The 24,704-nt window shown below is 67.7% G+C and carries 23 protein-coding genes; 15 read left to right on the plus strand and 8 right to left on the minus strand.

The window, feature by feature from the left end:
• Positions 1 to 115 precede the first annotated feature (115 nt).
• Positions 116 to 832 (plus strand): tRNA-uridine aminocarboxypropyltransferase, encoded by a 717-nt coding sequence (locus FHW81_RS03425; RefSeq protein WP_003098478.1) that lies wholly within the window; start codon positions 116 to 118, stop codon positions 830 to 832.
• A gap of 3 nt (positions 833 to 835) precedes the next feature.
• Here the strand turns inward: FHW81_RS03425 and FHW81_RS03430 are convergent, their stop codons facing one another.
• Positions 836 to 1,762: a DMT family transporter gene (locus tag FHW81_RS03430; protein WP_003119360.1), complete on the minus strand. Its 927-nt coding sequence runs from the start codon at positions 1,760 to 1,762 to the stop codon at positions 836 to 838.
• A gap of 132 nt (positions 1,763 to 1,894) precedes the next feature.
• Here FHW81_RS03430 and erdR point away from each other — a divergent pair, with 132 nt between their 5' ends.
• Both erdR and FHW81_RS03440 read left to right on the plus strand, forming a co-directional pair.
• Positions 1,895 to 2,548, plus strand: a complete 654-nt coding sequence (erdR, locus tag FHW81_RS03435; protein WP_003092229.1) for a response regulator transcription factor ErdR — start codon at positions 1,895 to 1,897, stop codon at positions 2,546 to 2,548.
• A gap of 71 nt (positions 2,549 to 2,619) precedes the next feature.
• Positions 2,620 to 2,991, plus strand: coding sequence for a diacylglycerol kinase (locus FHW81_RS03440; RefSeq protein ID WP_003092226.1), 372 nt, complete (start codon positions 2,620 to 2,622; stop codon positions 2,989 to 2,991).
• A gap of 69 nt (positions 2,992 to 3,060) precedes the next feature.
• Here FHW81_RS03440 and FHW81_RS03445 read toward each other — a convergent pair whose 3' ends face one another.
• On the minus strand, positions 3,061 to 4,671 hold the full coding sequence (locus tag FHW81_RS03445) for an FMN-binding glutamate synthase family protein (RefSeq protein ID WP_003092223.1): 1,611 nt from the start codon (positions 4,669 to 4,671) through the stop codon (positions 3,061 to 3,063).
• A 243-nt stretch (positions 4,672 to 4,914) separates the two neighbouring features.
• On the opposite strand from FHW81_RS03445, the gene FHW81_RS03450 reads away from it, so the two are divergent.
• Both FHW81_RS03450 and ykgO read left to right on the plus strand, forming a co-directional pair.
• Positions 4,915 to 5,178 (plus strand): type B 50S ribosomal protein L31, encoded by a 264-nt coding sequence (locus tag FHW81_RS03450; RefSeq protein ID WP_003092213.1) that lies wholly within the window; start codon positions 4,915 to 4,917, stop codon positions 5,176 to 5,178.
• Positions 5,178 to 5,330 carry a type B 50S ribosomal protein L36 gene (ykgO, locus tag FHW81_RS03455; protein ID WP_003092209.1) on the plus strand — a complete coding sequence of 51 codons (153 nt, stop codon included), beginning with the start codon at positions 5,178 to 5,180 and terminating at the stop codon, positions 5,328 to 5,330. The genes FHW81_RS03450 and ykgO overlap by 1 nt, the downstream gene beginning before the upstream one ends.
• 27 nt (positions 5,331 to 5,357) lie before the next feature.
• Here the strand turns inward: ykgO and FHW81_RS03460 are convergent, their stop codons facing one another.
• Positions 5,358 to 6,143: a helix-turn-helix transcriptional regulator gene (locus tag FHW81_RS03460; protein WP_003092207.1), complete on the minus strand. Its 786-nt coding sequence runs from the start codon at positions 6,141 to 6,143 to the stop codon at positions 5,358 to 5,360.
• A gap of 127 nt (positions 6,144 to 6,270) precedes the next feature.
• Here FHW81_RS03460 and FHW81_RS03465 point away from each other — a divergent pair, with 127 nt between their 5' ends.
• The 3 genes from FHW81_RS03465 (at position 6,271) to FHW81_RS03475 (ending at position 9,771) form a co-directional block, all read left to right on the plus strand.
• Entirely contained in the window at positions 6,271 to 7,086 is an 816-nt protein-coding gene (locus tag FHW81_RS03465) for a carbon-nitrogen hydrolase family protein (protein WP_003092205.1), read from the plus strand.
• Positions 7,087 to 7,285: 199 nt separating this feature from the next.
• Complete coding sequence (locus tag FHW81_RS03470; protein WP_003109706.1) at positions 7,286 to 8,608, plus strand: APC family permease; 1,323 nt, start codon at positions 7,286 to 7,288, stop codon at positions 8,606 to 8,608.
• Positions 8,609 to 8,697: 89 nt separating this feature from the next.
• Positions 8,698 to 9,771 (plus strand): bifunctional transcriptional activator/DNA repair enzyme AdaA, encoded by a 1,074-nt coding sequence (locus FHW81_RS03475; RefSeq protein ID WP_015649308.1) that lies wholly within the window; start codon positions 8,698 to 8,700, stop codon positions 9,769 to 9,771.
• On the opposite strand, the gene FHW81_RS03480 is transcribed toward FHW81_RS03475, so the two are convergent.
• On the minus strand, positions 9,768 to 11,177 hold the full coding sequence (locus FHW81_RS03480) for an MFS transporter (RefSeq protein ID WP_003098472.1): 1,410 nt from the start codon (positions 11,175 to 11,177) through the stop codon (positions 9,768 to 9,770). The genes FHW81_RS03475 and FHW81_RS03480 overlap by 4 nt on opposite strands.
• Before the next feature lie 218 nt (positions 11,178 to 11,395).
• Complete coding sequence (locus FHW81_RS03485; RefSeq protein WP_010793350.1) at positions 11,396 to 12,283, minus strand: LysR substrate-binding domain-containing protein; 888 nt, start codon at positions 12,281 to 12,283, stop codon at positions 11,396 to 11,398.
• A gap of 113 nt (positions 12,284 to 12,396) precedes the next feature.
• Between FHW81_RS03485 and FHW81_RS03490 the strand changes: the two genes are divergently transcribed.
• Genes FHW81_RS03490 through FHW81_RS03515 form a run of 6 tightly spaced genes read left to right on the plus strand, consistent with a single transcriptional unit; the run spans position 12,397 to position 20,267 of the window.
• Positions 12,397 to 14,124, plus strand: coding sequence for an acyl-CoA dehydrogenase family protein (locus FHW81_RS03490; protein ID WP_003453614.1), 1,728 nt, complete (start codon positions 12,397 to 12,399; stop codon positions 14,122 to 14,124).
• A gap of 38 nt (positions 14,125 to 14,162) precedes the next feature.
• On the plus strand, positions 14,163 to 15,350 hold the full coding sequence (locus FHW81_RS03495; protein WP_033980646.1) for a CaiB/BaiF CoA transferase family protein: 1,188 nt from the start codon (positions 14,163 to 14,165) through the stop codon (positions 15,348 to 15,350).
• A gap of 59 nt (positions 15,351 to 15,409) precedes the next feature.
• Entirely contained in the window at positions 15,410 to 16,207 is a 798-nt protein-coding gene (locus tag FHW81_RS03500) for an enoyl-CoA hydratase (RefSeq protein ID WP_003109712.1), read from the plus strand.
• Positions 16,204 to 17,736, plus strand: coding sequence for a 3-hydroxyacyl-CoA dehydrogenase (locus FHW81_RS03505; protein ID WP_033980644.1), 1,533 nt, complete (start codon positions 16,204 to 16,206; stop codon positions 17,734 to 17,736). Before FHW81_RS03500 ends, FHW81_RS03505 begins: the two co-directional genes overlap by 4 nt.
• 22 nt (positions 17,737 to 17,758) lie before the next feature.
• Positions 17,759 to 18,964, plus strand: coding sequence for a 3-oxoadipyl-CoA thiolase (locus FHW81_RS03510; RefSeq protein ID WP_003098466.1), 1,206 nt, complete (start codon positions 17,759 to 17,761; stop codon positions 18,962 to 18,964).
• A 52-nt stretch (positions 18,965 to 19,016) separates the two neighbouring features.
• Positions 19,017 to 20,267, plus strand: a complete 1,251-nt coding sequence (locus FHW81_RS03515; protein ID WP_003143278.1) for an OprD family porin — start codon at positions 19,017 to 19,019, stop codon at positions 20,265 to 20,267.
• Between the two features lie 5 nt (positions 20,268 to 20,272).
• Here the strand turns inward: FHW81_RS03515 and metR are convergent, their stop codons facing one another.
• Complete coding sequence (gene metR / locus FHW81_RS03520; RefSeq protein ID WP_003092181.1) at positions 20,273 to 21,193, minus strand: transcriptional regulator MetR; 921 nt, start codon at positions 21,191 to 21,193, stop codon at positions 20,273 to 20,275.
• A 298-nt stretch (positions 21,194 to 21,491) separates the two neighbouring features.
• On the opposite strand from metR, the gene FHW81_RS03525 reads away from it, so the two are divergent.
• Positions 21,492 to 22,478 (plus strand): alpha/beta fold hydrolase, encoded by a 987-nt coding sequence (locus FHW81_RS03525; RefSeq protein ID WP_106120618.1) that lies wholly within the window; start codon positions 21,492 to 21,494, stop codon positions 22,476 to 22,478.
• A gap of 16 nt (positions 22,479 to 22,494) precedes the next feature.
• On the opposite strand, the gene FHW81_RS03530 is transcribed toward FHW81_RS03525, so the two are convergent.
• Together FHW81_RS03530 and glpD are read right to left on the minus strand one after the other, a co-directional pair.
• On the minus strand, positions 22,495 to 22,824 hold the full coding sequence (locus tag FHW81_RS03530) for a GlpM family protein (RefSeq protein ID WP_003119370.1): 330 nt from the start codon (positions 22,822 to 22,824) through the stop codon (positions 22,495 to 22,497).
• Between the two features lie 132 nt (positions 22,825 to 22,956).
• The gene (glpD, locus tag FHW81_RS03535) at positions 22,957 to 24,495 is read right to left on the minus strand and encodes a glycerol-3-phosphate dehydrogenase (protein WP_003098460.1); all 1,539 of its coding nucleotides are present in this window, start codon (positions 24,493 to 24,495) and stop codon (positions 22,957 to 22,959) included.
• Positions 24,496 to 24,704 lie beyond the last annotated feature (209 nt).

Here is a 24,704-nt window from a genome sequence, read left to right on the forward strand (position 1 = left end):
CCGACAAAGCAGGAGCCACGCGGGCTCTGATAGAATTTCGCGGTCGCTTTCCAGCCCGTTTCCTCGAGTCTTCGATGTTCCTTCGCCCGTCCTTTCCGTATCGGGAGCCTGCCCGATGAGCCATGCCGTTTCCCGCTTGCGCCAGGAGCGCCTGGCGCGCAGCCTGAAACCCTTCGTCGCGCGCGGTTCGCGCATGCCGCGCTGCGAAGGCTGTCGGCTGCTGCCGAGCTATTGCATGTGCGCCTGGCGGCCGCGGGTCGAGGCGCGCGCCGGCATGTGCCTGGTCATGCACGACATCGAGGCGCTGAAACCGACCAACACCGGCTGGCTGATCGCCGATACCGTGGCCGACACCTTCGCCTTCGGCTGGTCGCGCACCGAGGTCGACCCGCGCCTGCTGGAGTTGCTGGCCGACCCGCAGTGGCAGCCATACCTGGTGTTCCCCGGCGAATACGTGGCGGCGGAGCGGGTGGTGAACGAGGTCGCCCCGCTGGTGGAGGGCAAGCGACCGCTGTTCATCCTGCTCGACGCGACCTGGACCGAGGCGCGCAAGATGTTCCGCAAGAGTCCCTACCTGGAGCCGTTCCCGGTGCTCAGCCTGCTGCCCGAGCAGCTCTCGCGCTATCGCCTGCGTCGCTCGACCCGTGGCGAGCACCTGTGCACCGCCGAAGTGGCGGCGCTGTGCCTGGAGCTGGCTGGCGACGAGGCCGCGGGCGAGGCGCTCGGCGCCTACCTGGAGGTGTTCAGCGAGCGCTACCTGGGCGCCAAGCGGCACATTCCGCTGGACGAGGCCAGCCCGGCGCACCGTGCCCTGGCGCCGTTCCGTGGCTGAGTGTCAGGCCGGGCGCGCTTCGGCGGCGAGCTTGCGCGGCCACAACTGCGCCACCAGCATGCCCGCCAGCATCAGCGCGCAACCGAAATAGCCGCGCAGGTGCAGGGTCTCGGCGAGGAACAGGGCGCCGGCGATGGCGGCGAACACCGCTTCCAGGGACAGGATGATCGCCGCATGGGAAGCGATGGCGTGCTTCTGCGCCACCACCTGCAGGGTGAAGCCGGTGCCGACGCCGAGCAGGCCGCCGTATAGCAGGGCGGGACCGGCCTGGACGATGGCGTCCCAGTGGATTTCCTCGAAGACCAGTGCCAGCAGCAGGCTGACCGCCGCGCAGGTGGCGAACTGCAGGAAGGCCAGGCGGATCGGGTCGTAGCGGCTGGCGAACAGGCCTACCAGCAGGACGTGCGCGCCCCAGACCACCGCGCCGGCCAGTTGCAGCCAGTCGCCGGAGGCGACCTGGAAGCCCGGGCCGATGCTCAGCAGGGCCATGCCGAGCACCGCCAGCGACGCCCCCAGCCAGGTGCCCGCGCCGGTGCGCTGGCCGAACAGCAGGCCGAGCAACGGCACGACGATCACGTAGAGCCCGGTGATGAAGCCGGAGTTGGTCACGCTGGTGAACAGCAGGCCGACCTGCTGCAGGTTGATCCCGGTGGTCAGGGCGACGCCGAGGATCACACCGGCGAGCAACTGTCCGCGATTGAAGGGTTGCGCGCCGTCGCGTCGCGAGCGCAGCATCAGCAGTGGCACCAGCACCAGGGCACCGAGGACGAAGCGCAGGCCGGTATAGAGGAACGGCCCGATGGCGTCCATCCCCAGGCGCTGGGCGACGAACGACACCCCCCAGATCATGGCGGTGATCAGCATCAGGACATCGGCACGCAGGGCTTGGCTTCGCATGGCTCGCTCGACGGGGCGGGGAGGGTCCGCCACTCTGCCAGCAAGCCGGGGTGTTTGAAAAGACGAACGCGGTGTACGAGGTATCCCTCATTCGGCTTGACCGGTCCGCCCTCGGTCGGCATCCTGAGCGCCGCCTCGGCTGGGCCGAACAAACTAGGACATGTCATGGCTTCTTACGAGATCCTGATCGCCGACGATCACCCCCTGTTTCGCAGCGCTTTGCACCAGGCCCTCACCCTCGGGCTGGGCCCCGACGTGCGCCTGGTGGAAGCCGCCAGCATCGCCGAACTGGAAGCGCGGCTGAACGAGAAGGCCGATTGGGATCTGGTCCTGCTGGACCTCAACATGCCGGGGGCCTATGGCTTCTCCGGCCTGGTGCTGTTGCGCGGGCAATACCCGCAGGTGCCGGTGGTGATGATCTCGGCACAGGAGGAGGCCGCGGTGGTGCAGCGCTCCCGCGAGTTCGGCGCCAGCGGCTTCATTCCCAAGTCCAGTCCGCTGGAAACCCTGCAGCAGGCGGTGCGCGCGGTGCTCGACGGGGACACCTGGTGGCCGCCGCAGGATGCCGCCGCCGAAGCCCTCAGCGAGGAGGCCAAGGCCGCCAGCGCCGGGCTCGCCAGCCTCACCCCGCAACAATTCAGGGTACTCACCATGGTCTGCGAAGGGTTGCTGAACAAGCAGATCGCCTACGACCTGAACGTTTCCGAGGCGACGGTGAAGGCCCACGTCACGGCGATCTTCCGCAAGCTCAACGTGCGCACCCGGACCCAGGCCGCGCTGCTGCTGCAACAAATGGAGACGGTTCCCGCTTCTCATTGAGAGACGGCTTAACGCTTTTTTGACCAGCCGGCGGCTAGACTGCCGGCCTTCCGAATCGATGAGAACCCGACGTGTCGCCTTCCCCCTTCAAAGGCCAGACCGGCCTCAAGCGTATCCTCAACGCCACCGGCTATTCCCTCGCAGGTTTCCTCGCCGCCTTCCGCGGTGAAGCCGCCTTCCGCCAACTGGTGCTGCTCAACGTGGTGCTGATCCCGGTGGCCTTCCTCCTCGACGTCAGTCGCGGCGAACGCGCGCTGATGATCGCGGTGTGCCTGCTGGCGCTGATCGTCGAGCTGCTCAACTCGGCGATCGAGGCCACCGTCGACCGCGTCTCGCTGGAACGCCACCCTCTGTCGAAGAATGCCAAGGACATGGGCAGCGCCGCGCAGTTCGTGGCCCTCACCGTGATCACCGTGACCTGGGCGACCATCCTGCTGGGCTGATCTACGCGGACATGAAAAAGCCGGAGGCAGCGATGCCTCCGGCTTTTTCTTGCGTGCGAGGGCGGCGGCTCAGGCCGCCGCGTCGAAGCTGTCGGCCCGCGCCATGTTCCACATGCGCTCGTAGAACTCGCCCTCGATCTTGCCGGAAAGCAGTTCGCCCGGCTTGAGGAAGTAGTGCAGCTGCGAGAACAGGCGGATCTCGGTGTCGGTGATGCGTCGCACCAGGTGCTTGGCTTCGAGCTGCGAGGGATGTTCCAGGCCCGCCGCGGCGAGCATCTCGGCCAGGCCCTTGAGGGTGTTGCGATGGAAGTTGCGCACCCGCTCGGCCTTGTCCGGCACCACCAGCGCGCGCTGGCGCAGCGGGTCCTGGGTGGCGACGCCGGTCGGGCACTTGTTGGTATGGCAGCTCTGCGACTGGATGCAGCCGATGGCGAACATGAAGCCGCGCGCCGAGTTGGCCCAATCCGCGCCGGTGGCCAGGACGCTGGCGATATCGAAGGCGCTGACGATCTTGCCGCTGGCGCCGACCTTGATCTTGTCGCGCAGGTTGAGGCCGACCAGGGTGTTGTGGACGAACAGCAGGCCTTCGCGCAGCGGCACGCCGATATGGTCGGTGAACTCCAGCGGCGCCGCGCCGGTGCCGCCTTCCTTGCCGTCGACGACGATGAAGTCGGGGAGGATGCCGGTCTCCAGCATGGCCTTGGCGATGCCCATGAACTCCCATGGATGGCCCAGGCAGAACTTGAAGCCGACCGGCTTGCCGCCGGACAGTTCGCGCAGCTGGGCGATGAACTGCATCAGCTCGATCGGCGTGGAGAAGGCGCTGTGGCGCGACGGCGAAACGCAATCCTCACCCATCGGCACGCCACGGGTGGCGGCGATCTCGGGGGTGACCTTGTGCTTGGGCAGGATACCGCCGTGTCCCGGCTTGGCGCCCTGGCTGAGCTTGATCTCGATCATCTTCACCTGCGGGTCGAGGGCCTGGGCGGCGAAGCGCTCAGGGTCGAACTTGCCATCGCGGGTGCGGCACCCGAAGTAGCCGCTGCCCAGTTCCCAGACCAGGTCGCCGCCGTTCTCGCGGTGATAGGGGCTGATGCTGCCCTCGCCGGTGTCGTGGTAGAAGTTGCCCATCTGCGCGCCACGGTTCAGCGAGCGAATGGCGTTGGCGCTGAGGGCGCCGAAACTCATCGCCGAGACGTTGAACAGCGAAGCGGAGTACGGCTTGCTGCATTGCGGCCCGCCGATGTCGACGCGGAACTCGCAGGGATCGCTGAGCGGCGCCGGACGCATCGAGTGGCTGATGAATTCGTAGCCTGCGGTGTACACGTCGATCAGGGTGCCGAAGGGCTTCTCCGAGCTTTCGTTCTTCGCCCGCGAGTAGACCAGCGAGCGCTGGGCGCGGGAGAAGGGCAGGGCGTCGCCGTCGGCTTCCAGCAGGTACTGGCGGATCTCCGGGCGGATGCCTTCCACCAGATAGCGGATGTTGCCCAGGATCGGATAGTTGCGGCGCACCGCGTGGGGCGTCTGGATCAGGTCGAACAGGCCGAGCAGGCTCAGGGCCACGCCCAGGAGGGTGAACGGCCAAAGCCATTCGGTGCTGCCGAGGAACGGCAGGCTGAGCAAGGTGAACAGGGCGATACAGGCGAAAAACGCATAGCGACTGAGTAGCGACAGATTCATCATGTCTCCAATCTTCAGGCTTCGGTTCAAAATGGTAGTCACCTTCTTCGAGGCGTCTACGACGGGTTCCCCCCGCGCTAACCAAGCGCTGATTATGGGAAACAAACGGGGATAGAAAGCAAGCTAATAATTGTGTCTGGATGGTCGAGCAGCCGAATGGTCGCCGGGAACTCTTTCCGGAGTTGCGAATTATTCTTATCGGAGTAATATGTAACTATATAACATTATGTAGGAGGCATCCCCATGAAACCCGGCATCCATCCCGAATACCGTCCCGTCCTGTTCCATGACACCTCGGCCGACGTGTACTTCCTGATCGGCTCCACCGCGGAGACCGACAAGACCCATACCCATACCGACGGCAAGACCTATCCCTACGTGACGCTGGACGTTTCCAGCGCCTCGCACCCGGTCTACACCGGCGAACAGCGCAAGACCAAGAGCGAAGGCCGCGTGGCCGGGTTCAACAAGCGTTTCGCCGGCTTCGTCGGCGGCAAGGGGGCCTGATGAAAGTCCTCGCCTCGCTGAAACAGGCCAAGCTGCGCCATCGCGATTGCCAGGTGGTGAAGCGCCGTGGCCGGCTCTACGTGATCTGCAAGTCGAATCCGCGCTTCAAGTGCGTGCAGGGCCGGCCGAAGCCGAAGATCAAGCGCCGCTGAGCGGCGACGGGACGGTCGCCCGTCCCGTCAGCCCTGGGCCTGGAGGAACAGGCCGAACAGCTCGGACTGCGACTTGATGCCGAGCTTGCCGTACATGTGCTTGCGGTGGACCTTCACGGTTTCCGCCGAGATCGCCAGCTTGCGGGCGATCTCCTTGCTTGAGCAGCCGCTGAGCATCAGCCTGCCGACCTCCAGTTCGCGCGCCGTCAGCGGCGTGCCCATCTGCTCCGCGACCTTCTCCAGCGAACCCTGCCAGCCCGGCTCCGGCGCCGCGGGGCTGTTCAACACTTCGTCCTCGAAGGCCAGGCGCTGGCGCATCAGCCCGGCCACCCAGGGCCGCACCAGACCGAGCACGGCGAGTTGCTCGGGGGTGAAGCGGCGCCGCGAGCCGAGCGACAGGCAGAGGGTGCGTTCGCCGGAGAGCTGGACGTTGATCTGGATTTCATCGGCCACCACGTTGAGGCGGAAGTAACGCTGGTAGTAATCGGTCTGCTCGAAGCATTCCGGTGCCACGTCGGCCAGACGGAACAGGCCGCTGCACGGGTTCTCGCGGCTGGCGATGTAGAACGGGTCGAGCAGGTAGAGGCCTCGCAGGTAGTCCTGGAACAGCGGATCCGGCCCGCCGTCGGCGCCCGGGCATTCGGCGAACACCTGTGGCCGGCCCTGGCTGAACAGCAGGGCCACCCAGCTGTCGAACGGAACGTACTGTTCGAGCAGGCGTACCAGGCGAATCCAGAAGTCCGGCGCATCCAGCGCCTCGACCAGTTGCCCGACGGAGCGGTGCCAGGCGATGTCCTGCAAGGTGAAACTCATCTTCTACCCCTGTTGGGTTAACCCTCGGACGTAATTATCGGCGCGGGGAACGCCAAGCATACTGTGCTGACCCCTGCATACGAACAGCGCGCGTGCCGAACAGCGCCGAGAACAACAAGGAATTCCGATGAAAGTCGAACTCGTCCAGATCGCCGGTCGCGATGGCGACACCGCGCACAACCTGGAACGCGCCCTGGCGGCCATCGCCGACTGTGCGGCGGACACCGAACTGGTGGTGTTCCCGGAAACCCACCTGACCGGCTTCCCCAGCGAAGACAACATCGCCGCCCTCGCCGAGCCGCTCGACGGCCCGACGGTCAGCGCGGTGCAGCGCGTCGCCCGTGAACGTAACGTTTCGGTGGCGATCGGCATCGCCGAGGCGGACGCCGGCCGCTATTACAACACCACCCTGCTGATCGCTCCCGACGGCATCGCCCTGAAATACCGCAAGACCCACCTGTGGGCCTCCGACCGCGGCATCTTCACGCCTGGCGACCGCTACGCCACCGCCCTGTGGAACGGCATCCGGGTCGGCCTGCTGGTGTGCTTCGACATCGAGTTCCCGGAAAGCGCGCGGGCCCTCGGCCAACTGGGTGCGGAACTGATCATCGTGACCAATGGCAACATGGACCCCTATGGCCCGACCCATCGCACCGCGATCATGGCACGGGCCATGGAAAACCAGGCCTACGCGGTGATGGTCAACCGCGTTGGGCATGGCGACGGCGGGCTGGTCTTCGCCGGCGGCAGCGCGGTGGTCGATCCCTATGGCCAGTTGCTCTGCGAGGCCGGGCGCGAAGAATGCCGGCAGATCGTCGAACTGGACCTCGGCCGGTTGCAGGATGCGCGTCGGGATTACCGTTACCTCGAAGAGCGTCGCCTGGTCCTGCCCGGCGAGCGCCGCGAGCACCCGGATGGCCTGCGCGAACTGCTGATTCCCTGATTCACCGCGGCGCGACAGGAGCGTCGCGTCGTCCTCCGTCCGCCAGCGAGCGGGCGAGGATGGGCCCGGAAAGCCGTAGCACAACGATGGGCGCCCGAGCGTCCGCCGGTCTCCCGGGTGAGGGGAGGCCCCTGCGTCCCGCGGCCTGGCCGGCTGCGGGCCACTGCCATAACAAACGATAATTCCGGAGTAAGCAGTAATGGCCAGACTCAAGCGCACCCTGTCGCTGGGTTCCGTGGTGCTGTTCGGCATCGCCTACATGACCCCCATCATCGTCCTCGGGACTTTCGGCATCCTCGCCGAGACCACCCAGGGACACGTCCCCGCCGCCTACATCGCCGCTTCCCTGGCGATGCTCTTCACCGCCCTCAGCTACGGGCGCATGGCCGCGGCCTTCCCCGTGGCCGGCTCGGCCTATACCTACGTGCGCAAGGCCATCGATTCCCGGCTCGGCTTCATCGCCGGCTGGGCGGTGCTGCTCGACTACCTGTTCCTGCCGATGGCGATCTGGCTGATCGGCGCCGCCTACCTGCACTCGGCCTTTCCCGCGGTACCCAACGCGGTCTGGGTGCTGGCGTTCATCGGCGTGACCACGACGATCAACATCGTCGGCCTGCGCCTGGCGAAGAACGTCAATGGCCTGCTGATGCTGGTGCAGTTCCTGGTCCTCGGCGCCTTCGTCGCACTCTGCGTGCACTACGTGCTGGGCGACCCGGGCAAGCCGTTATGGTCGCTGCAACCGTTGCTCGGTGGCGACCTGCAGGTGCCGCTGGTGATGAGCGGTGCGGCGATCGCCTGCTACTCGTTCCTCGGTTTCGACGCGGTCAGTACCCTGACCGAGGAAACCCGCGACCCGCGGCGCAACATCCCGCGGGCGATCCTGCTGATCACCCTGCTGGGCGGGTTGATCTTCATCGTCACCTCGTACTTCGTGCAACTGGCGCACCCGTCGTTCGCCTTCGACAGCGCGGACTCGGCGGCCTACGAGATCGCCCGCAACATCGGTGGCGACCTGTTCGTGACCTTCTTCCTGGTCGGCCTGATCGTCGGCCAGTTCACCTCCGGTCTCTCGGCCCAGGCCAGCGCCTCGCGCCTGCTCTTCGCCATGGGCCGCGACGGCGTCCTTCCGCGGCCGTTCTTCGGTCGTCTCGGCAAGCGCTTCGAGACGCCGGTGAACAGCATCGTCCTGTGCGGTGTGGTGGCCTTGCTGGCGCTACAGATGGACGTGACCACCTCCACGTCGTTCATCAACTTCGGCGCCTTCCTCGCCTTCAGCCTGGTCAACCTGTCGGTGGTCTTCCACTACTACCTTGGCGCCGAGCGCCGCGGTCCACGGGAAACCCTGTTGTTCCTGGTATTCCCTGGCATCGGCCTGGTCGCCGACCTGTGGTTGATGGCCAGCCTCGACCATCTGGCGATCATCCTCGGCCTCTGCTGGCTGGCGCTGGGCGCGGTGTACCTGGCGGCGATCACCCACGGTTTCCGCGAGCCGCCGCCGGAGATGCGTTTCGAGGAGGGCTGAGAAAGAATCGACGCCCGTTTCGCGGCGGCAAGGCGCAGGCTCCTGGCCTAGAGTGGCTATCCATCGCCTCCCTGGTTCCGGAGCCGGCCATGTCCGATGCAGCGTTGTTCCTTCCCCTTCCCGATGACGACACCCTGTATGCCGCGCTGTTGGCGCGCGACCCCGCCTACGATGGCTTTGCCTTCGTCGGGGTGAAGAGCACCGGGGTGTTCTGCCGCCTGACCTGCCCGGCGCGCAAGCCGAAGCGCGAGAACACCCTGTTCTTCGATTCGATCAAGGGCTGCGTCGAGGCCGGCTTCCGGCCCTGCCTGCGTTGCCGGCCGCTGGAACGGCTCGGCACGCAGGGGCCGCTGGTCAGCGACCTGCTCCAGCGCCTCGGTCGGCAACCGCAGCGGCGCTGGTTCGAAGACGACCTGGCGGCGCTGGGCTATGACCCGTCCACCGTGCGCCGTGCCTTCAAGCGCGAGTTCGGCGTGACCTTTCTGGAAATGGCTCGCCTGCGCCGTCTTGGCCAGGTCGCCGAGCGGCTGTCCTCGGGCGCGCGGGTAATCGACGCGCAACTGGATGCCAGCTTCGACTCCGACAGCGGCTTCCGTAGCGCCTTCGCGCGCCTGCTGGGCGAGCCGCCGTCGCAGTTGCGCGGGCGCGAGCTGCTCAAGGCGGACTGGCTGCAGACCCCGCTCGGCGCCATGCTCGCGGTGGCCGATGCGCAGGCCCTGCACCTGCTGGAGTTCTTTGACCGCCCGGCGTTGAGCGGGGAGCTGAAACGCCTGCAGAAGAACAGCGGATCGAGCATCGGTTTCGGCCGTTTCGCCCCCATCGACAGGATCGAGGCGGAACTCGCCGGCTACTTCGACGGTACTCCAGTGCGCTTCCAGACCCCCTTGGCGCTGAACGCCTCGGCCTTCACCCGCACGGTCTGGCAGGCGCTGCGCGAGGTACCGTGCGGCAGCACGCAGAGCTACGCCGGGCTGGCCAGGTCCATCGGCTCGCCGTCGTCGGTGCGCGCCGTGGCCCGCGCCAACGGAGCCAACCAGATCGCCATCGTGATTCCCTGCCACCGCGTCATCGGTTCGGACGGTTCCCTGACCGGTTATGGCGGTGGCCTGTGGCGCAAGCGCTGGTTGCTGGAGCACGAGCGGCGCATGGACGCTGCCGGCTAGCCGGGATCGCCGCCCAGAAGCCGGGCGGGGGCGCGCAACACCGGTTCCCGCTCGACCGCTGCGGGCCGCTGCAAGTCCTCGGCGTCGGCGCGCTCGGCGGTCGACAGGTCGCTGGCGTGGAATCCGGTGATCCGCAACAGGGCCAGGGTACAGGCCAGCGAGACCAGCGCGTAGCAGGCCGAGGCCAGGGCCACGCCGACGATGCTGCCGGTACTGTTGAGAATCCACTGGGCCAGTACCGGTGTACCGCCGCCGACCAGCAGCGAGCAGAGCTGGTAGGCCAGCGACAGGCCGGTGTAGCGCACCCGCGCCGGGAAGGCTCGGGCGAGGATACCGCCCACCGCGCCGTAGAACATCGCGTGCGGCACCGTGGCCAGGCACATGCCGACCGCGGCGATCCAGTAGACCTTGGTTTCCACGGCGAAGAACATCGCCGGCATCAGGATGAACTCCGGCAGCACCATCAGGCATGCCGCCTTGCGCATGTCGATGCGCGAAGTGAGCAGCGCCCCCAGCGGCTGGCTGAGGAACTGCACCACCAGCGCGACCACGATGATGCTGAGGAAGGTGCCCTGGCTGTAGCCGAGGGTCTTGGTCGCCCAGGAGAGGGCGAAGGTGCTCTTGAAGTAGGTGACGTGGATGATCGGCAGCACGCCGGCGCCGAGCAGGACGATCTTCCAGTGCTTGCCCAGCACCTCGGCGAGCGGCAGCTTCACCGTGCGCTTCTGCGCCAGCACGCGCTTCATGTCTTCCGACTCCTCCAGCTTCAGGCGGATCACCATGCCGACGATGACCAGCACCGCAGAGAGCAGGAACGGCGCGCGCCAGCCCCAGAGAATGAAGTCCGAGGCGGGCAGGGCGCTGAGGGCGAAGAACGCCAGGGTCGCCAGCAGGTTGCCGGTGGGCGAGCCCTGCTGGGCGAAGGCGGCGTACAGGATGCCTTTGCCCTTGGGCGCGCTTTCGCTGGCGATCAGGATCGCGCCGCCCCACTCGCCGCCGACCGCGATGCCCTGGACGATACGCAGCGCCACCAGGGAGATCGGCGCCCAGATGCCGATCTGCGTATAGACCGGCAACAGGCCGATGCAGGTCGTGGCGATGCCCATCATGATCAGGGTGATCACCAGGGTGGTCTTGCGGCCGATGCGGTCGCCGAGATGGCCGAAGATGATCCCGCCCAGCGGGCGAGCGATGAAGCCCGACCAGAGGGTGACGAAGGACAGCAGGGTGGCCAGGCCCGGATCCATGTCGGCGGGGAAGAATACCTTGCCGAACACCAGGGCGGCGGCCAGGCCGTAGATGTAGAAGTCGTACCACTCGATGGTGGTGCCGATGAAGGAGGCGATACCGGCCCTGCGGGCCTTCTTGTGCAGGTCGGCGTCTTCGGGAGAGGGCGTGCGCGGCATGGGTCGAGTCCTGTTTATTGTTGTTCTCGCCGACACGCCGCTCCCTACCGCCCTTCGCTGAAAGGCGGGGCGGAAACGCTGGTTTCCGTGGAGGGAGAGCGTGCGTCGGTGTTGACCCGGGTGCCTCGGAGTCTAGGTGGCACCCCCGCAAATCAATAGTCTTTTAATCTTATGGCTCGATAAGGGATTCCATATCGACGTTTTCCGTCAGCCCTCGCTCAGGCGTCGTCCAGGCCGCTCTTCAGCGTCGCCAGGAACGCCTGCGCCGCCCGGGAAGGTTCGCTGGCCGGAAGGATCGCGTGGATCTCCGAACGCGCGCCGGCCGGCTCGATCTCCAGGTAGCGCACCTCGTTCCGCCAGGCCAGGCAGAGGGTCTCCGGGATCAGCGCGACGCCCATGCCGAGACCGACCATGGCGGCGACGGTCTGCCACAGGCGCGCCTCGTGGCGGATGCGCGGGCTGAAGCCGGCCTCCACGCAGCGGGCGATGATCAGGTCGTGGTAGTGCGGGGAGACATGGCGCGGGAAGAGGATGAAGTCTTCGTCGCGCAGTTCGGCGAGGTCCAGACGCGCCTGGCCAGCCAGGCGGTGCCCGGCGGGCAGGCAGCAGAGGAACGGGTCGCTGATCAAGGGTTCGGAGACGATTTCCGCCGGCAGCCTGCCCCAGTGCACGAAGCCCAGGTCGATCTGCCCGCGCTGCAACGCCTGGGCCTGCTCCGCGCTGTTCATTTCGCCGAGCACCACCTCCATGTTCGGGTGCTCCCGTTCGAAGCGGGACATGGCCCTGGGCAGGCCGCGGTAGAGCATGGAGTTGACGAAGCCGACGCGCAGCTGGCCGACGTCGCCCTCGGCGGATAGCTGGGTCAGGCGTTTCACCTTCTCTGCCTGCAGCAGCAGGTTGCGCGCTTCCACCAGCAGGACCTGGCCGGCGCCGGTGAGCTTCACCGACTTGTTGTTGCGCAGCAGCAATTGGGTTCCGAGCTGTTCCTCCAGCTTCTTGATGTCGAAGCTCAGCGCCGGCTGGGAGATGAACAGGCGAGCCGCGGCGCGACCGAAATGCAGTTCCTCGGCGACCGCGATGAAGTAGCGAAGCTGTCTGAGATCCATGGCAGGCACCTGGTTCTACGATCTGTTTTTCTTATCGTCGATGATTTTTTTTGTATTGGATGCTTATCGAAGCACTCGCCTAGTCTCGGCGCAAGACAAGCAGGAGCCGCGCCATGACCGCCATGCCCGAAGTACTTCGCGAAGATACGCTGAACATCCCCGACAGCCGTGGGCTGAATCTCTACACCTGCGATCCGGCCCTGGAGCGGCTGCTGGAGGTATACCTGCCGCCGGCGTTGCTCGCCGAATGGCGGCCGCTCCTCGAACGGCTCGGCGCCCGTGCCGGCGGCGAGCTGGACGTGCTGGCGCTGGCGGCGGACAAGAACCCGCCGGTGCTGGCGCCGCGCACCCGCCGCGGCGAGGATTTGCAGAGCATTCGCAAGCATCCGGACTACGTCGCCCTCGAACAGGTGGCCTATGCCGAACTTGGCCTGGCTTCCATGAGCCATCGCCCGGACGGCCCGCCGCCGCTGGTGAAGTATGCGCTCACCCACCTGTTCGTACAGGCCGAGTTCGGCCTTTGCTGCCCGGTCAGCATGACCGACTCGCTGACCCGCACCCTGCGCAGGTTCGGCGCGCCAGAACTGGTCGAGCGCTACCTGCCGTCCCTCGCCTCGCGGGATTTCGACGAGCTGTTCCAGGGCGCCATGTTCATGACCGAGCAGGCCGCCGGCTCCGACGTGGCGCGGACCCGTACCGTGGCGCGGGAGCAGGGCGGCGAGTGGAAGCTCTACGGCGACAAGTGGTTCTGCTCCAACCCGGACGCCGACCTGGCGATGGTCCTGGCCCGCCCCGAAGGCGCGCCGGAAGGAATGAAGGGCGTGACCCTGTTCCTGTTGCCGAAGGTCCGCGAGGACGGCACGCGCAACGCCTATCGCATCGTCCGCCTGAAGGACAAGCTGGGCAGCCGCTCCATGGCCAGCGGCGAAGTCCGCCTGGAAGGCGCCAGCGCCTACCTGATCGGCGAGATCGGCCGCGGCTTCCAGCAGATGGCCGACATGGTCAACATGTCGCGCCTGTCCAACGGCGTGCGCGCCGCCGGGCTGATGCGCCGGGCGCTTAGCGAGGCGCTGTTCGTCGCCCGCCATCGGCGCGCCTTCGGCAAGCACCTGATCGACATGCCGCTGATGCAGAAGCAGTTGCTGAAGATGATGCTGCCCACCGAACAGGCGCGCTCGATGTTCATGCAGATCGCCACGCTGCTGCCGCGCGCCGATGGCGGCGAGGTCGAGGCGCAGAAATGCGTGCGGATCCTCACCCCGCTGATCAAGTTCCGCGCCTGCCGCGATGCGCGACGGGTCACCGGCGACGCCATGGAGGTGCGCGGCGGGGTCGGCTACATCGAGGAGTGGAGCGACCCGCGGCTGGTGCGTGACGCCCACCTGGGGTCGATCTGGGAGGGCACCAGCAACATCGTGGCGCTGGACGTCGCCCGTGCGGTGAGCCGCGAACAGGCGCTCGAACCCTTGCAGCGCCACCTGCGCCGGCTGCTGGATGACAGCGACCTGCCAGGGGACGCCCGCGACCTCTTCGACGAACTGCTGGTGCGAGTGGTCGCGACCATGGCCGACGTCGCCGAGCGCCGCCAGGATGAACAGGTGCGCCAGGCCGGCAGCGCCCTCTACCACCTGTGCACGGCGATCTTCATGGCCTGGGAAGCCAGCCGCCAGGCACCCGACCAGCGCCGCCTGGCCCTGGCCTTCCTGGTCGCCCGGCACAAGCTGCTGCCGCGCGACCCGCTGCACCTGGAGGGCTGGACCGACCAGGCCGAACTGCTGGCCAGGGTGGTCGGCGAGGTGCCGCTGAGCCAGGCCGAAGCCATGCAATTGCTGCCGGCCTGACTGCCCGCATTCCCGCTCACAACAACCAGAGAGTCGCCATGACCAATCAGACGGGCGCCCTGCGTGGCCTGAAAATCATCGATCTCAGCCGGGTCCTCGGCGGACCCTACTGCTCCCAGGCGCTGGCCGACCACGGCGCCGAGGTGATCAAGCTGGAACCCCTCGGCGGCGACGAGACCCGTGGCTGGGGGCCGCCCTTCGAGGGCGACACGGCGTCCTACTTCAAGGGCGTGAACCGCAACAAGAAGGGCATCGCCGTCGACCTGGCGACGGCGGAGGGCATCGAGCTGCTGCTGCGCTTGCTGGAGGACGCCGACGTACTGCTGGAGAACTTCAAGCCCGGCACCCTGGCGCGCTGGGGGATCGGCTACGAGGAGGTGCTTCGCCAGCGCTTCCCGCGGCTGGTCCACTGCGCGGTATCGGGCTTCGGCGCCGACGGCCCGCTCGGCGGCCTGCCCGGCTACGACGCGGCGATCCAGGCGATGGCCGGACTGATGAGCGTGAACGGCGAGGCCGGCGGCGAGGCGTTGCGCATCGGCCTGCCGATCGTCGACATGGTCACCGGGCTGAACGCCATGGCCGGCATCCTCCTCGCCCTCCACGAGCGCCAGGTCAGCGGGCGCGGGCAGTCGGTGGACATCACCCTGTACGACTGCGGTATCTCCCTGCTGCACCCGCACCTGCCGAACTACTTCGCTTCCGGACGTACGCCCCGGCGTAGCGGCAACGCCCACCCGAACATCGCGCCCTACGACAACTACCGCACCGGTACCGAGCCGATCTTCCTCGCCGTCGGCAACGACCGCCAGTTCGCCCGCCTGTGCGAGTACCTGGGAGCCGATGAACTGCCGGGGGACCCGCGCTTCGCCGACAACGGCAAGCGCTCGGTCAACCGCGAGGCGCTGAAGCGCGCTCTGGAGGACTACCTGGCGGCCCACGACGGCCGTGAGCTGGCCGAGCGGCTGATCCGTCTCGGCGTGCCCTGCGGAGCCATCGCCACGGTGGAGCGGGTGGTGGAGCACCCGCACACCCGCCATCGCGGGATGGTCGTCGAACTCGAGGGCTATCGCGGCATCGCCTCGCCGGTGAAGCTTTCGCGCACCCCGGCCAGTTACCGCGCCGCGCCGCCGGTGCTGGGCGGAGACACTCGGGAAGTCCTGGCGGAACTGGGATTGAGCGCCGAGGCGATCGACGCGCTGGTCCGGCGCGGCATCGTCCGCGCCTGAAACCCCTCACGGCACGGCCTGCGCCGTGCAACTCAATCCCCGGGCAATTGGAGATGGCCATGGATTCCTCCCCTGGGGCGGTGCGCCCCGAACTCGTGCTGCTGGAGCGGCCGGAGCAGGGTGTGGCCCTGTTGCGACTGAACCGCCCGGCAGTGCTCAACGCCCTGAACATGCGCCTGCGCGAGGCTCTGGCGGAGCACGTACGGCGCCTCGACGAGTGCGCCGATACCCGGGTCATCGTCCTCACCGGAAATGGCACGGCGTTCGCCGCCGGCGCCGATCTCAACGAACTGGCGGAGGCGTCCGCGCTGGAGATCCAGCAGCGCGGGGTGGAGCGCCATTGGCAGGCCCTCGCCGCCTGCCGCAAGCCGCTGATCGCCGCCGTGGAGGGCTATGCCCTGGGCGGAGGCTGCGAGTTGGCGATGCACTGCGACCTGATCGTCGCCGGTGCCTCGGCGCGCTTCGCCCAGCCGGAAGTTCGTGTCGGCGTGATGCCCGGCGCCGGCGGCACCCAGCGCCTGGTGCGAGCGGTGGGCAAGTTCCAGGCGCTGCGCATGCTGTTTACCGGTTGCACGGTACGGGCGCCGGAGGCCCTGGCCATAGGGTTGGTCAGCGAGGTGGCGGCGGATGGCCAGGCATTGGATCGCGCCCTCGAACTGGCTCGCCAGATCGCCGGCCTGCCGCCGCTGGCGCTGGCGCAGATCAAGGAAGTGGTCCTGGCCGGCGCCGACCTGCCGCTGGACCAGGCCCTGGCGCTGGAGCGCAAGGCCTTCCAGTTGCTGTTCGACAGCCACGACCAGAAGGAGGGCATGCGTGCCTTCCTGGAAAAACGCACAGCGGAGTACCTGGGAAAATGAGCGAACCACCGATCGTTCTCATCGGTATCGTCGGTACCGGTGCCATGGGCCAGGGCATCGCCCAGCTCGCTGCCTGTGCCGGCCTGTTGGTGCTGCTCTACGACAGCCGCCAGGGTGCGGCACTGCAAGCACGCGAGCAGATCGCCACGGTCCTTGCCCGGCAGGTGGAGCGGGGCCGGCTGGAGGCGGAGGCTGTCGAGCGCGCGATGGGCAATCTGCGGGTGGTCGAGGACATGCGGGTCCTACGCGGCTGCCAGTTGGTGATCGAGGCGATCGTCGAGAACCTGGAGGCCAAGCAGGCGTTGTTCCGCCAATTGGAAGAGGTGGTCGGCGACGAAGCGATCCTCGCCAGCAATACCTCCTCGCTGTCGGTTACCGCGATCGCCTCGGCCTGTCGCGATCCCGGCCGGGTCGCCGGTCTGCACTTCTTCAATCCGGTGCCGCTGATGCGTCTGGTGGAGGTGATCGAGGGTCTCGCCACCCGCACCGGCATCGCCGAGCGACTGTGCGCCCTGGTGGCGACCTTCGGCCACCAGTCGGTGCGTGCCACGGACAGCCCCGGCTTCATCGTCAACCATGCCGGACGGGCCTTCGGCACCGAGGCGCTGCGTATCCTCGGCGAGGGCGTGGCGCCGGTGGCGGCGATCGACGAAGTCCTGCGCGAGGGCGCCGGCTTCCGCATGGGCCCGTTCGAGCTGTTCGACCTGGTCGGGTTGGACGTCAGCCTGCCGGTGATGGAGTCGATCTACCGGCAGTACTACGAGGAGCCGCGTTATCGTCCGCATCCCTTGCTGCGCCAGATGCTCGCCGCCGGCCGCCTGGGGCGCAAGAGCGGCCAGGGCTTCTACCGCTACGACGGCGCTGGGCAGGTGCCCGCCGCCGCCCCGGCGGTTGCGCCAGGCGCGGCGTTGCCGCCGGTGTGGCTGGGCGTCGACGACGAACATGACCGCGCGCCATTGCTGACGTTGCTACAACGTCTGGGCGCCGAGGTGGAGAGCGGCGAGCGTCCTTCCGGGGCGGCGTTGTGCCTGCTTGCGCCGCTGGGCGCCGACGTCAGCGCCGCAGCGCGGCGGTTCGCCGTCGATCCGACGCGCAGCCTGGCCATCGACGTGCTGTCGGACCTGGAGCGAAACCGCTGCCTGATGGCCTGCCCGGCGACCCGAGCGGAGCTGCAGCAGGCGGCTCGCACCCTGTTCGCACGGGACGGCGTGGGCGTCACGCTGATTCGCGACAGCGCCGGGTTCATCGTCCAGCGCACCCTCGCCTCGATCGTCAATCTCGCCTGCGACATCGCCCAGCAGGGTATCGCTTCGGTGGAGCACATCGACCTGGCGGTGCGCCTCGGTCTCGGCTATCCGCTGGGGCCGCTGGAGTGGGGCGACCGAATGGGTGCCGGGCGCGTGCTGCGCATCCTCGAACGCCTGCATGCGCTCAGCGGCGACCCGCGCTATCGCCCCAGCCCCTGGCTGCGCCGGCGCGCCCAACTGGGCCTTTCCCTGCGCCAGCCGGACAGCCCGTTGGCCTCCTGATCCCTTCGCGGAGAAACACACCATGCTCGATGCCTATATCTACGCCGGCCTGCGTACGCCTTTCGGCCGGCATGCCGGTGCACTCTCGACGGTGCGTCCGGACGACCTGGCCGGCCTGCTGCTGGCGCGTCTCGCGGAAACCTCCGGGTTCGCCGTCGACGACCTGGAGGATGTGATCCTCGGTTGCACCAACCAGGCCGGCGAAGACAGCCGCAACCTGGCGCGCAACGCGCTGCTCGCAGCCGGCCTGCCGGCGCGGCTGCCCGGGCAGACGGTCAACCGCTTGTGTGCCAGCGGACTGTCGGCGGTGATCGACGCGGCGCGCGCGATCAGTTGCGGCGAGGGTCGGCTGTACCTGGCCGGCGGCGCCGAAAGCATGTCCCGGGCGCCGTTCGTCATGGGCAAGGCGGAGAGCGCCTTCAGCCGCACGCTGGAGGTCTTCGACAGCACCATCGGCGCGCGCTTCGCCAACCCCAGGCTGGTCGAGCGCTATGGCAACGACAGCATGCCGGAGACCGGCGACAACGTGGCCCGCGCCTTCGGCATCGCCCGCGAAGACGCCGACCGTTTCGCCGCTTCTTCCCAGGCGCGCTACCAGGCTGCGCTGGAGGAGGGCTTTTTCCTCGGCGAGATCCTTCCGGTGGAGGTGCGTGCCGGACGCAAGGGCGAGACGCGGCTGGTGGAGCGCGACGAGCATCCGCGGCCGCAGGCCGACCTGGCGGCCCTGGCGCGCTTGCCGGCGTTGTTCGCCGGCGGGGTAGTGACCGCCGGCAATGCCTCGGGGATCAACGACGGGGCGGCGGTAGTGCTGCTGGGCGACCGCGCGATCGGCGAGCGCGAGGGCATCCGGCCGCTGGCGCGGATCCTCGCCAGCGCCAGCGTCGGCGTGGAGCCCCGGTTGATGGGCATCGGCCCGCAGCAGGCGATCCTCCGCGCGCTGCAACGCGCCGGCATCGACCTGGACGAGGTCGGCCTGATCGAGATCAACGAAGCCTTCGCGCCGCAGGTCCTGGCCTGCCTGAAGTTGCTCGGCCTGGACTACGAGGACCCGCGGGTCAATCCCCATGGCGGCGCCATTGCCCTCGGCCATCCGCTCGGCGCCTCCGGTGCGCGCCTGGTGCTCACCGCCGCCCGCGGGCTGCAACGCATCGAGCGGCGCTACGCGGTGGTCAGCCTGTGCGTCGGGCTCGGCCAGGGCGTGGCGATGGTGATCGAGCGCTGCCGATGAGACACCGTTCCCCCTAGAAAAAGAGGCGCCCAGGCGCCCGTTCGGAGTGCGTATGAACAACAACAAGAAATGCGCGTTTTTCCTGCTGCCGATCCTTGCCGGCGATAGCGTTCCCGCCTTGGCCGAGGGCTTCCTCGAAGACTCGCGGGCCAGCCTGGCCTTGCGCAACTTCTACATGAACCGCGACTTCCGCGATGGCGCGGGACGTGCGAAAAGCGAGGAGTGGGCCCAGGGCTTTCTCTTCGACTACCGCTCGGGCTATACCGAGGGTACCCTCGGCGTGGGTCTCGACCTGCTGGGCAAGCTCGGCGTCCGACTCGATTCCGGCGCGGGGCGTAGCGGCACCGGCCTGCTTCCGCTTCGCGACGATGGCAGCGCGGCGGGCGACTACGCGCGGCTGGACGCCACCGCCAAGCTGCGCCTGTCGCGCAGCGAACTGAAGGTCGGCGGCCTGGTGCCGAAGCTACCGACCATCCAGCCCAACTACGGGCGGCTATTCCCCCAGGTGTTCCAGGGCGCGCTGCTGACTTCCGGCGAACTGAGCGGACTGAGCCTGAACCTGGGACGGCTGACCGAGGTCAGCCAGCGCAACGAGGCGGGCACCAGCGACCTGGCGCTGTTCAACCGCAACCGGCGTTTCGCCGGCGCGGCGCAGGCGGACCGTTTCGACCTGGCCGGCCTGGACTACCGTATCGCCCCGGACTGGACCGGCAGCTACCACTATGGCGAACTGGAGCAGGTCTACGCCCAGCATTTCCTCGGTCTCAAGGGGCGCATCGGCGTCGCTGCGGATAGCCTGGAGAGCGACTTGCGCCTGGCGCTCAGCCGGGATACCGGCGGCGCTCGCGGCGGGCGCATCGACAACCGTTCCTTCAGCGGGTCGCTCACCTACCGCCTGCGCAACGGCCAGGCCTTCGGCCTGGGCTACCAGCGGATGAGCGGCGACCACGGTTTCCCCTACCTGGAGGGGACCGATCCGTACCTGGTCAATTTCGGCCAGTACAACGACTTCGCCGAGGCTGGCGAGTCCTCCTGGCAACTGCGCTACGACTGCGACTTCGCGCCGCTCGGGGTGCCCGGCCTGAGCCTGATGACGCGCTATTTCAGCGGCCACGGCGCGAAACCGAAGGGCGCCGACGGCAGTCGCGAGTGGGAACGCGACAGCGACCTGCGCTACGTGTTGCAGGGCGGTGCGCTGAAGGGACTGGGGCTGGTCTGGCGCAACGCTACCTACCGTTCGGCCTTCAGCCGCGACATCGACGAGAACCGCCTGTACCTGACCTATGAGCTGCCGCTGTTCTGAGCCGCTCAGCCCTTGGCGGCGCTGACCCCTTCGAGGGTGGCGAAGGAGGTGTCCTTGGCGGTGAGCAGGAAGTCGCGCATGAATGGCGCATCGAACATGTCCGTGCGGATGGCGGCGAAGAGCGTGCAGTACAGGCCCTTTTCACCGAGGCGCCGGGCCGTCACGTAGCCGCGCGAGCTGTACTCGTGCAGGGCCCAGTTCGGCAGGCAGCAGACGCCGCGACCGGAGGCCACCAGCTGCATCATCATCACGGTCAGCTCGGCTATGCGCACCTGCGCCGGCTCCACGTCGGCGGGGTCGAGGAAGCGGGTGAAGACGTCGAGACGATCGCGTTCCACCGGATAGGTGATCAGGGTTTCCCGCTCCAGGTCCTCCGGGACGACATACGGTCGACCAGCCAGGGCATGCTGGTTGGCCACCGCCAGCAGCGCTTCGTAGGTGAACAGTGGCACGTAGGTGATGCCGGGCAACTCGACCGGGTCGGCGGTCACCACCAGGTCGAGGTCGCCGCGGGCCAGGGCCGGCAGCGGCGCGAAGGAGAAGCCCGAGGCCAGGTCCAGTTCGACTTCCGGCCAGGCGTCGCGGAACTGGTCGATGGTCGGCATCAGCCACTGGAAGCAACTGTGGCATTCGATGGCCATGTGCAGGCGCCCGGCGGTACCGCCGGCGAGCCGTGCCAGGTCGCGCTCGGCGGTGCGCAGTTGGGGCAGCAGCGAGTCGGCCAGTTGCAGCAGGCGCAGCCCGGCGCTGGTGAAGCGTACCGGCTTGGTCTTGCGCACGAACAACTGCATGCCCAGGCGCTCTTCCAGTTCCTTGAACTGGTGCGACAGCGCCGACTGGGTAAGGTGCAGGCGCTCGGCGGCTTCCACCAGGCTGTCGGCTTCGCGCAGCGCGTGCAGGGTCTTGAGGTGGCGAAGTTCGAGCATGGCGGCCTCTGTATGAGCAAAACTTGATAGCGGTGCGGATTCGTTGAGTTTGTCTCATACGCCAGGGGCTGTCGACAAGCGATGGCCTCGATCCCGCAGAGCGCGCAATCGTGGAGCGACGGGGAGAATAGCCCGGCACACGGGACGGCGGCCCGGAGCAGCGGCGCAACGCTGCAGAGCCACAACGCCACGACCGCCTGGCGGCATTCATCAAACTGTCACGCTACTGTGGCAGCGCGCTGGACGAAATTTAATCAGAATCGCGCTCCACTGGGGTTTTGCGTTCTGGGTTTTCTTCATGCGTGCTTTCATCTTCCTGGCCGCCTTGTTGTGCAGCCTCTCCTCCTTTGCGGTGGCGCGTTGCGACGCACGCGTACCTACCGAGACGGTCGAACTGGGCGACGTGCGCCTGGCCTACCAGAGCATCGGCCGCGACAGCGATCCGGCCCTGCTGCTGGTGATGGGCCTGGGCGGGCAACTGATCCACTGGCCGGACGAGGTGGTCAGCGCCCTGTGCGAGCAAGGCTTCCGGGTGATCCGCTACGACAACCGCGACGTCGGCCTGTCGGCCTGGAACGTGCCGGTGCCCAGTTCGCGGCTGACCTACGAAGTGGTGCGTTATCGCCTCGGCCTGCCGGTCAGCGCGCCCTATACCCTCACCGACATGGCCGGCGATGCCCTGCATCTGCTCGACGCGCTGGATATCCCCCAGGCCCATGTGCTCGGCGCCAGCATGGGCGGGATGATCGCCCAGCACATCGCCGACATGGCGCCGCAGCGCCTGCTCAGCCTGACCCTGGTGATGACCAGCTCCGGCGCCGAAGGCCTGCCGGCGCCCAGCGAGTCGCTGCTGCGCCTGCTGGCGCGGCGCGAGGCGGCCAGCCGCGAGCAGGCGGTCGAGCAGCAGGCCGACCTGCTGGCGGCGCTGGGCAGTCCGGAAGTGCGCGATGATCGCCAGCAACTTCTGTTGCAGGCCGCACGTTCCTACGACCGCGCCTTCAACCCGGAAGGCGTGCAGCGGCAATTGCTGGCGATCCTCGCCGAACCCAGCCGGGTGCCGCTGCTGAACCGTCTGCAGGTGCCGACCCTGGTGATCCATGGCACCGCCGATCCGCTGCTGCCGGTGATGCACGGCGTGCACGTGGCGGCGCATATCCGTGGCTCGGAGCTGAAGCTGATCCCCGGTCTCGCCCATCGCTTCCAGGAAGCCTTCAAGGAGCCGTTGCTGGCGGCGGTGGTGCCTTACCTGAAGGCCCATCGGCAGGCCAGCGTCGTCCAGCTCTGAAGCCGCGCTCGCGGTCTCAGGCGTGCAGGCGTACCCAGAGGCCCACCAGCACGCTTGCCGCCACCAGCCAGGCCAGCGCCGCCAGGGCCAGCGAGGTCTCCAGGCGGAAGCGCTCGACCAGCAGGTAGAGCGCGGCGAGATAGACGAAGTAGGGGATGATCGACCACATGCCGAAGACGATGGTGGTCTTCAGGTCGTCCAGCGAACGGCCCTTGCCGACGATGTAGTGGGCAATCAGGGCGAAGGTGGGAAACAGCGGCACCAGGCCGGCGATGTAGTAGTTGCGGGTCTTCGACAGGACGGCGAGGAGCACGACCACGGCGGCGCCGATCAGCGCCTTGAACATCAGGTCCACGGGATTCTCGACTGCGGCGGCGCCACCGGCTTGGTGGCGCCGCGCATTATGCCCGGATCGTCCCGTACCCTTCCATAACGAACGAGGCCCGCAAAAGCGGGCCTCGACGTTTCTGGCTGGCGATCAGGCCGCATGCACCCGCGGGCGATGCGGATGCTCGCTCTGCAGGTACTGGCCGAGGCGCACCTGCTGGCTCGGCGAGAGGAACAGGCCGAGCTTGCTGCGGCGCCAGAGGATGTCCTCGGCGTCCTGGGCCCACTCGTGCTTGCACAGGTAGTCCACTTCGCGGGCATACAGGCCGCCGCCCAGGTGCTCGCCGAGATCGGCTTCGCCATTGACCCCGTCCAGCAGGCGCCACACCCGGGTGCCGTAGGTGCGCGCCCAGCGCAGCGCCAGTTCGCGGTCGAGCCAGGCGTAGCGGTTGGCCAGTTGCTCGGTGAGCGCCTCGACGCTCTGCATCTGCTCGCCGCCCGGCAGCGGTGCCTTGGCGGTCCAGGCCGGGCCGAGATTGGCGAAGAACGGCTGGAGCTGCGTCAGCGCCGATTCGGCCAGCTTGCGGTAGGTGGTCAGCTTGCCGCCGAACACCGAGAGCAGCGGCGGCTCGCCGTTGCCGGCGGAGAGCGACAGGGTGTAGTCGCGGGTGATCGCCGAAGGCTCGTCGGACTCGTCGTCGCACAGCGGACGCACGCCGGCGAAGCTGTGCAGGATGTCGGCGGCCGCGAGTTGCTGCTTGAAATGGGCGTTCACCACTTGCAGCAGGTAGGCGGTTTCCTCTTCGCTGATCGCCACCTTGGCCGGGTCGCCCTGGTACTCGCGATCGGTGGTGCCGATCATTGTGAAACGGTCCAGATAGGGGATGGCGAAGACGATGCGGCGGTCTTCGTTCTGCAGGATGTAGGCGTGCTCGCCTTCGTACAGCTTCGGCACGATGATGTGGCTGCCCTGGATCAGGCGGATACCGTAGGGCGACTTCTGTTTCAGGTCGTCCTGGATGAAGCGCGCTACCCAGGGGCCGGCGGCGTTCACCAGGGCGCGGGCGCGGATCGAATACAGGCTGCCGTCGCTGCGTTCCAGGTGCAGGTGCCAGAGTCCCTTGCTGCGACGGGCGCTGACGCAGCGGGTGCGGGTATGGACGTGGGCGCCGTGCTCGCGAGCGGAGATCGCGTTGAGCACCACCAGGCGCGCATCGTCCACCGCGCAGTCGGAGTACTCGAAGCCACGGCGGATCTCGGCCTTCAGCGGGCTGCTGCCGGTGAAGCGCAGGCCGCGCGAGGCGGGCAGCTTCTCGCGCTTGCCGAGGTGATCGTAGAGGAACAGGCCGGCACGGATCATCCAGGCCGGGCGCAGGTGCGGACGGTGCGGCAGGACGAAGCGCAGCGGCTTGACGATGTGCGGCGCCTTGGCCAGCAGGACCTCGCGCTCGGCCAGGGCTTCGCGGACCAGGCGGAATTCGTAGTGTTCGAGGTAGCGCAGGCCGCCGTGGATCAGCTTGCTGCTGGCCGAGGAGGTGTGCTGGGCCAGGTCGTGCTGTTCGCAAAGGAACACGGACAGGCCGCGCCCGGCTGCGTCGGCGGCGATCCCTACACCGTTGATGCCACCGCCGACCACGGCGACATCGTAGACTTCGGCGAGTGGAGCGGAGGGGGTGTGCGCTTGACTCATGTGAAAGGCCCTGAAGTCGAAAGTGAACGTAGTTTTGTTCGAATTCGAAAATAGCTTAGTCGATTGCGCAGTTATTGACCAGCCCGATTCACCAGGCTTTTTCAATTTCGAAGGGTTGCCCGGGCGCTACCGGTTTGCCCGTCCGCGCGGGAACAGCCCCTCTTCCGCATGCGGGAAAGCGGCCGCCGAGGGGCGTGGCGCATGGGCAG

It is taken from the genome of Pseudomonas sp. RC10-4-2 (assembly GCF_050433085.1).
Taxonomy (GTDB): domain Bacteria; phylum Pseudomonadota; class Gammaproteobacteria; order Pseudomonadales; family Pseudomonadaceae; genus Pseudomonas; species Pseudomonas aeruginosa.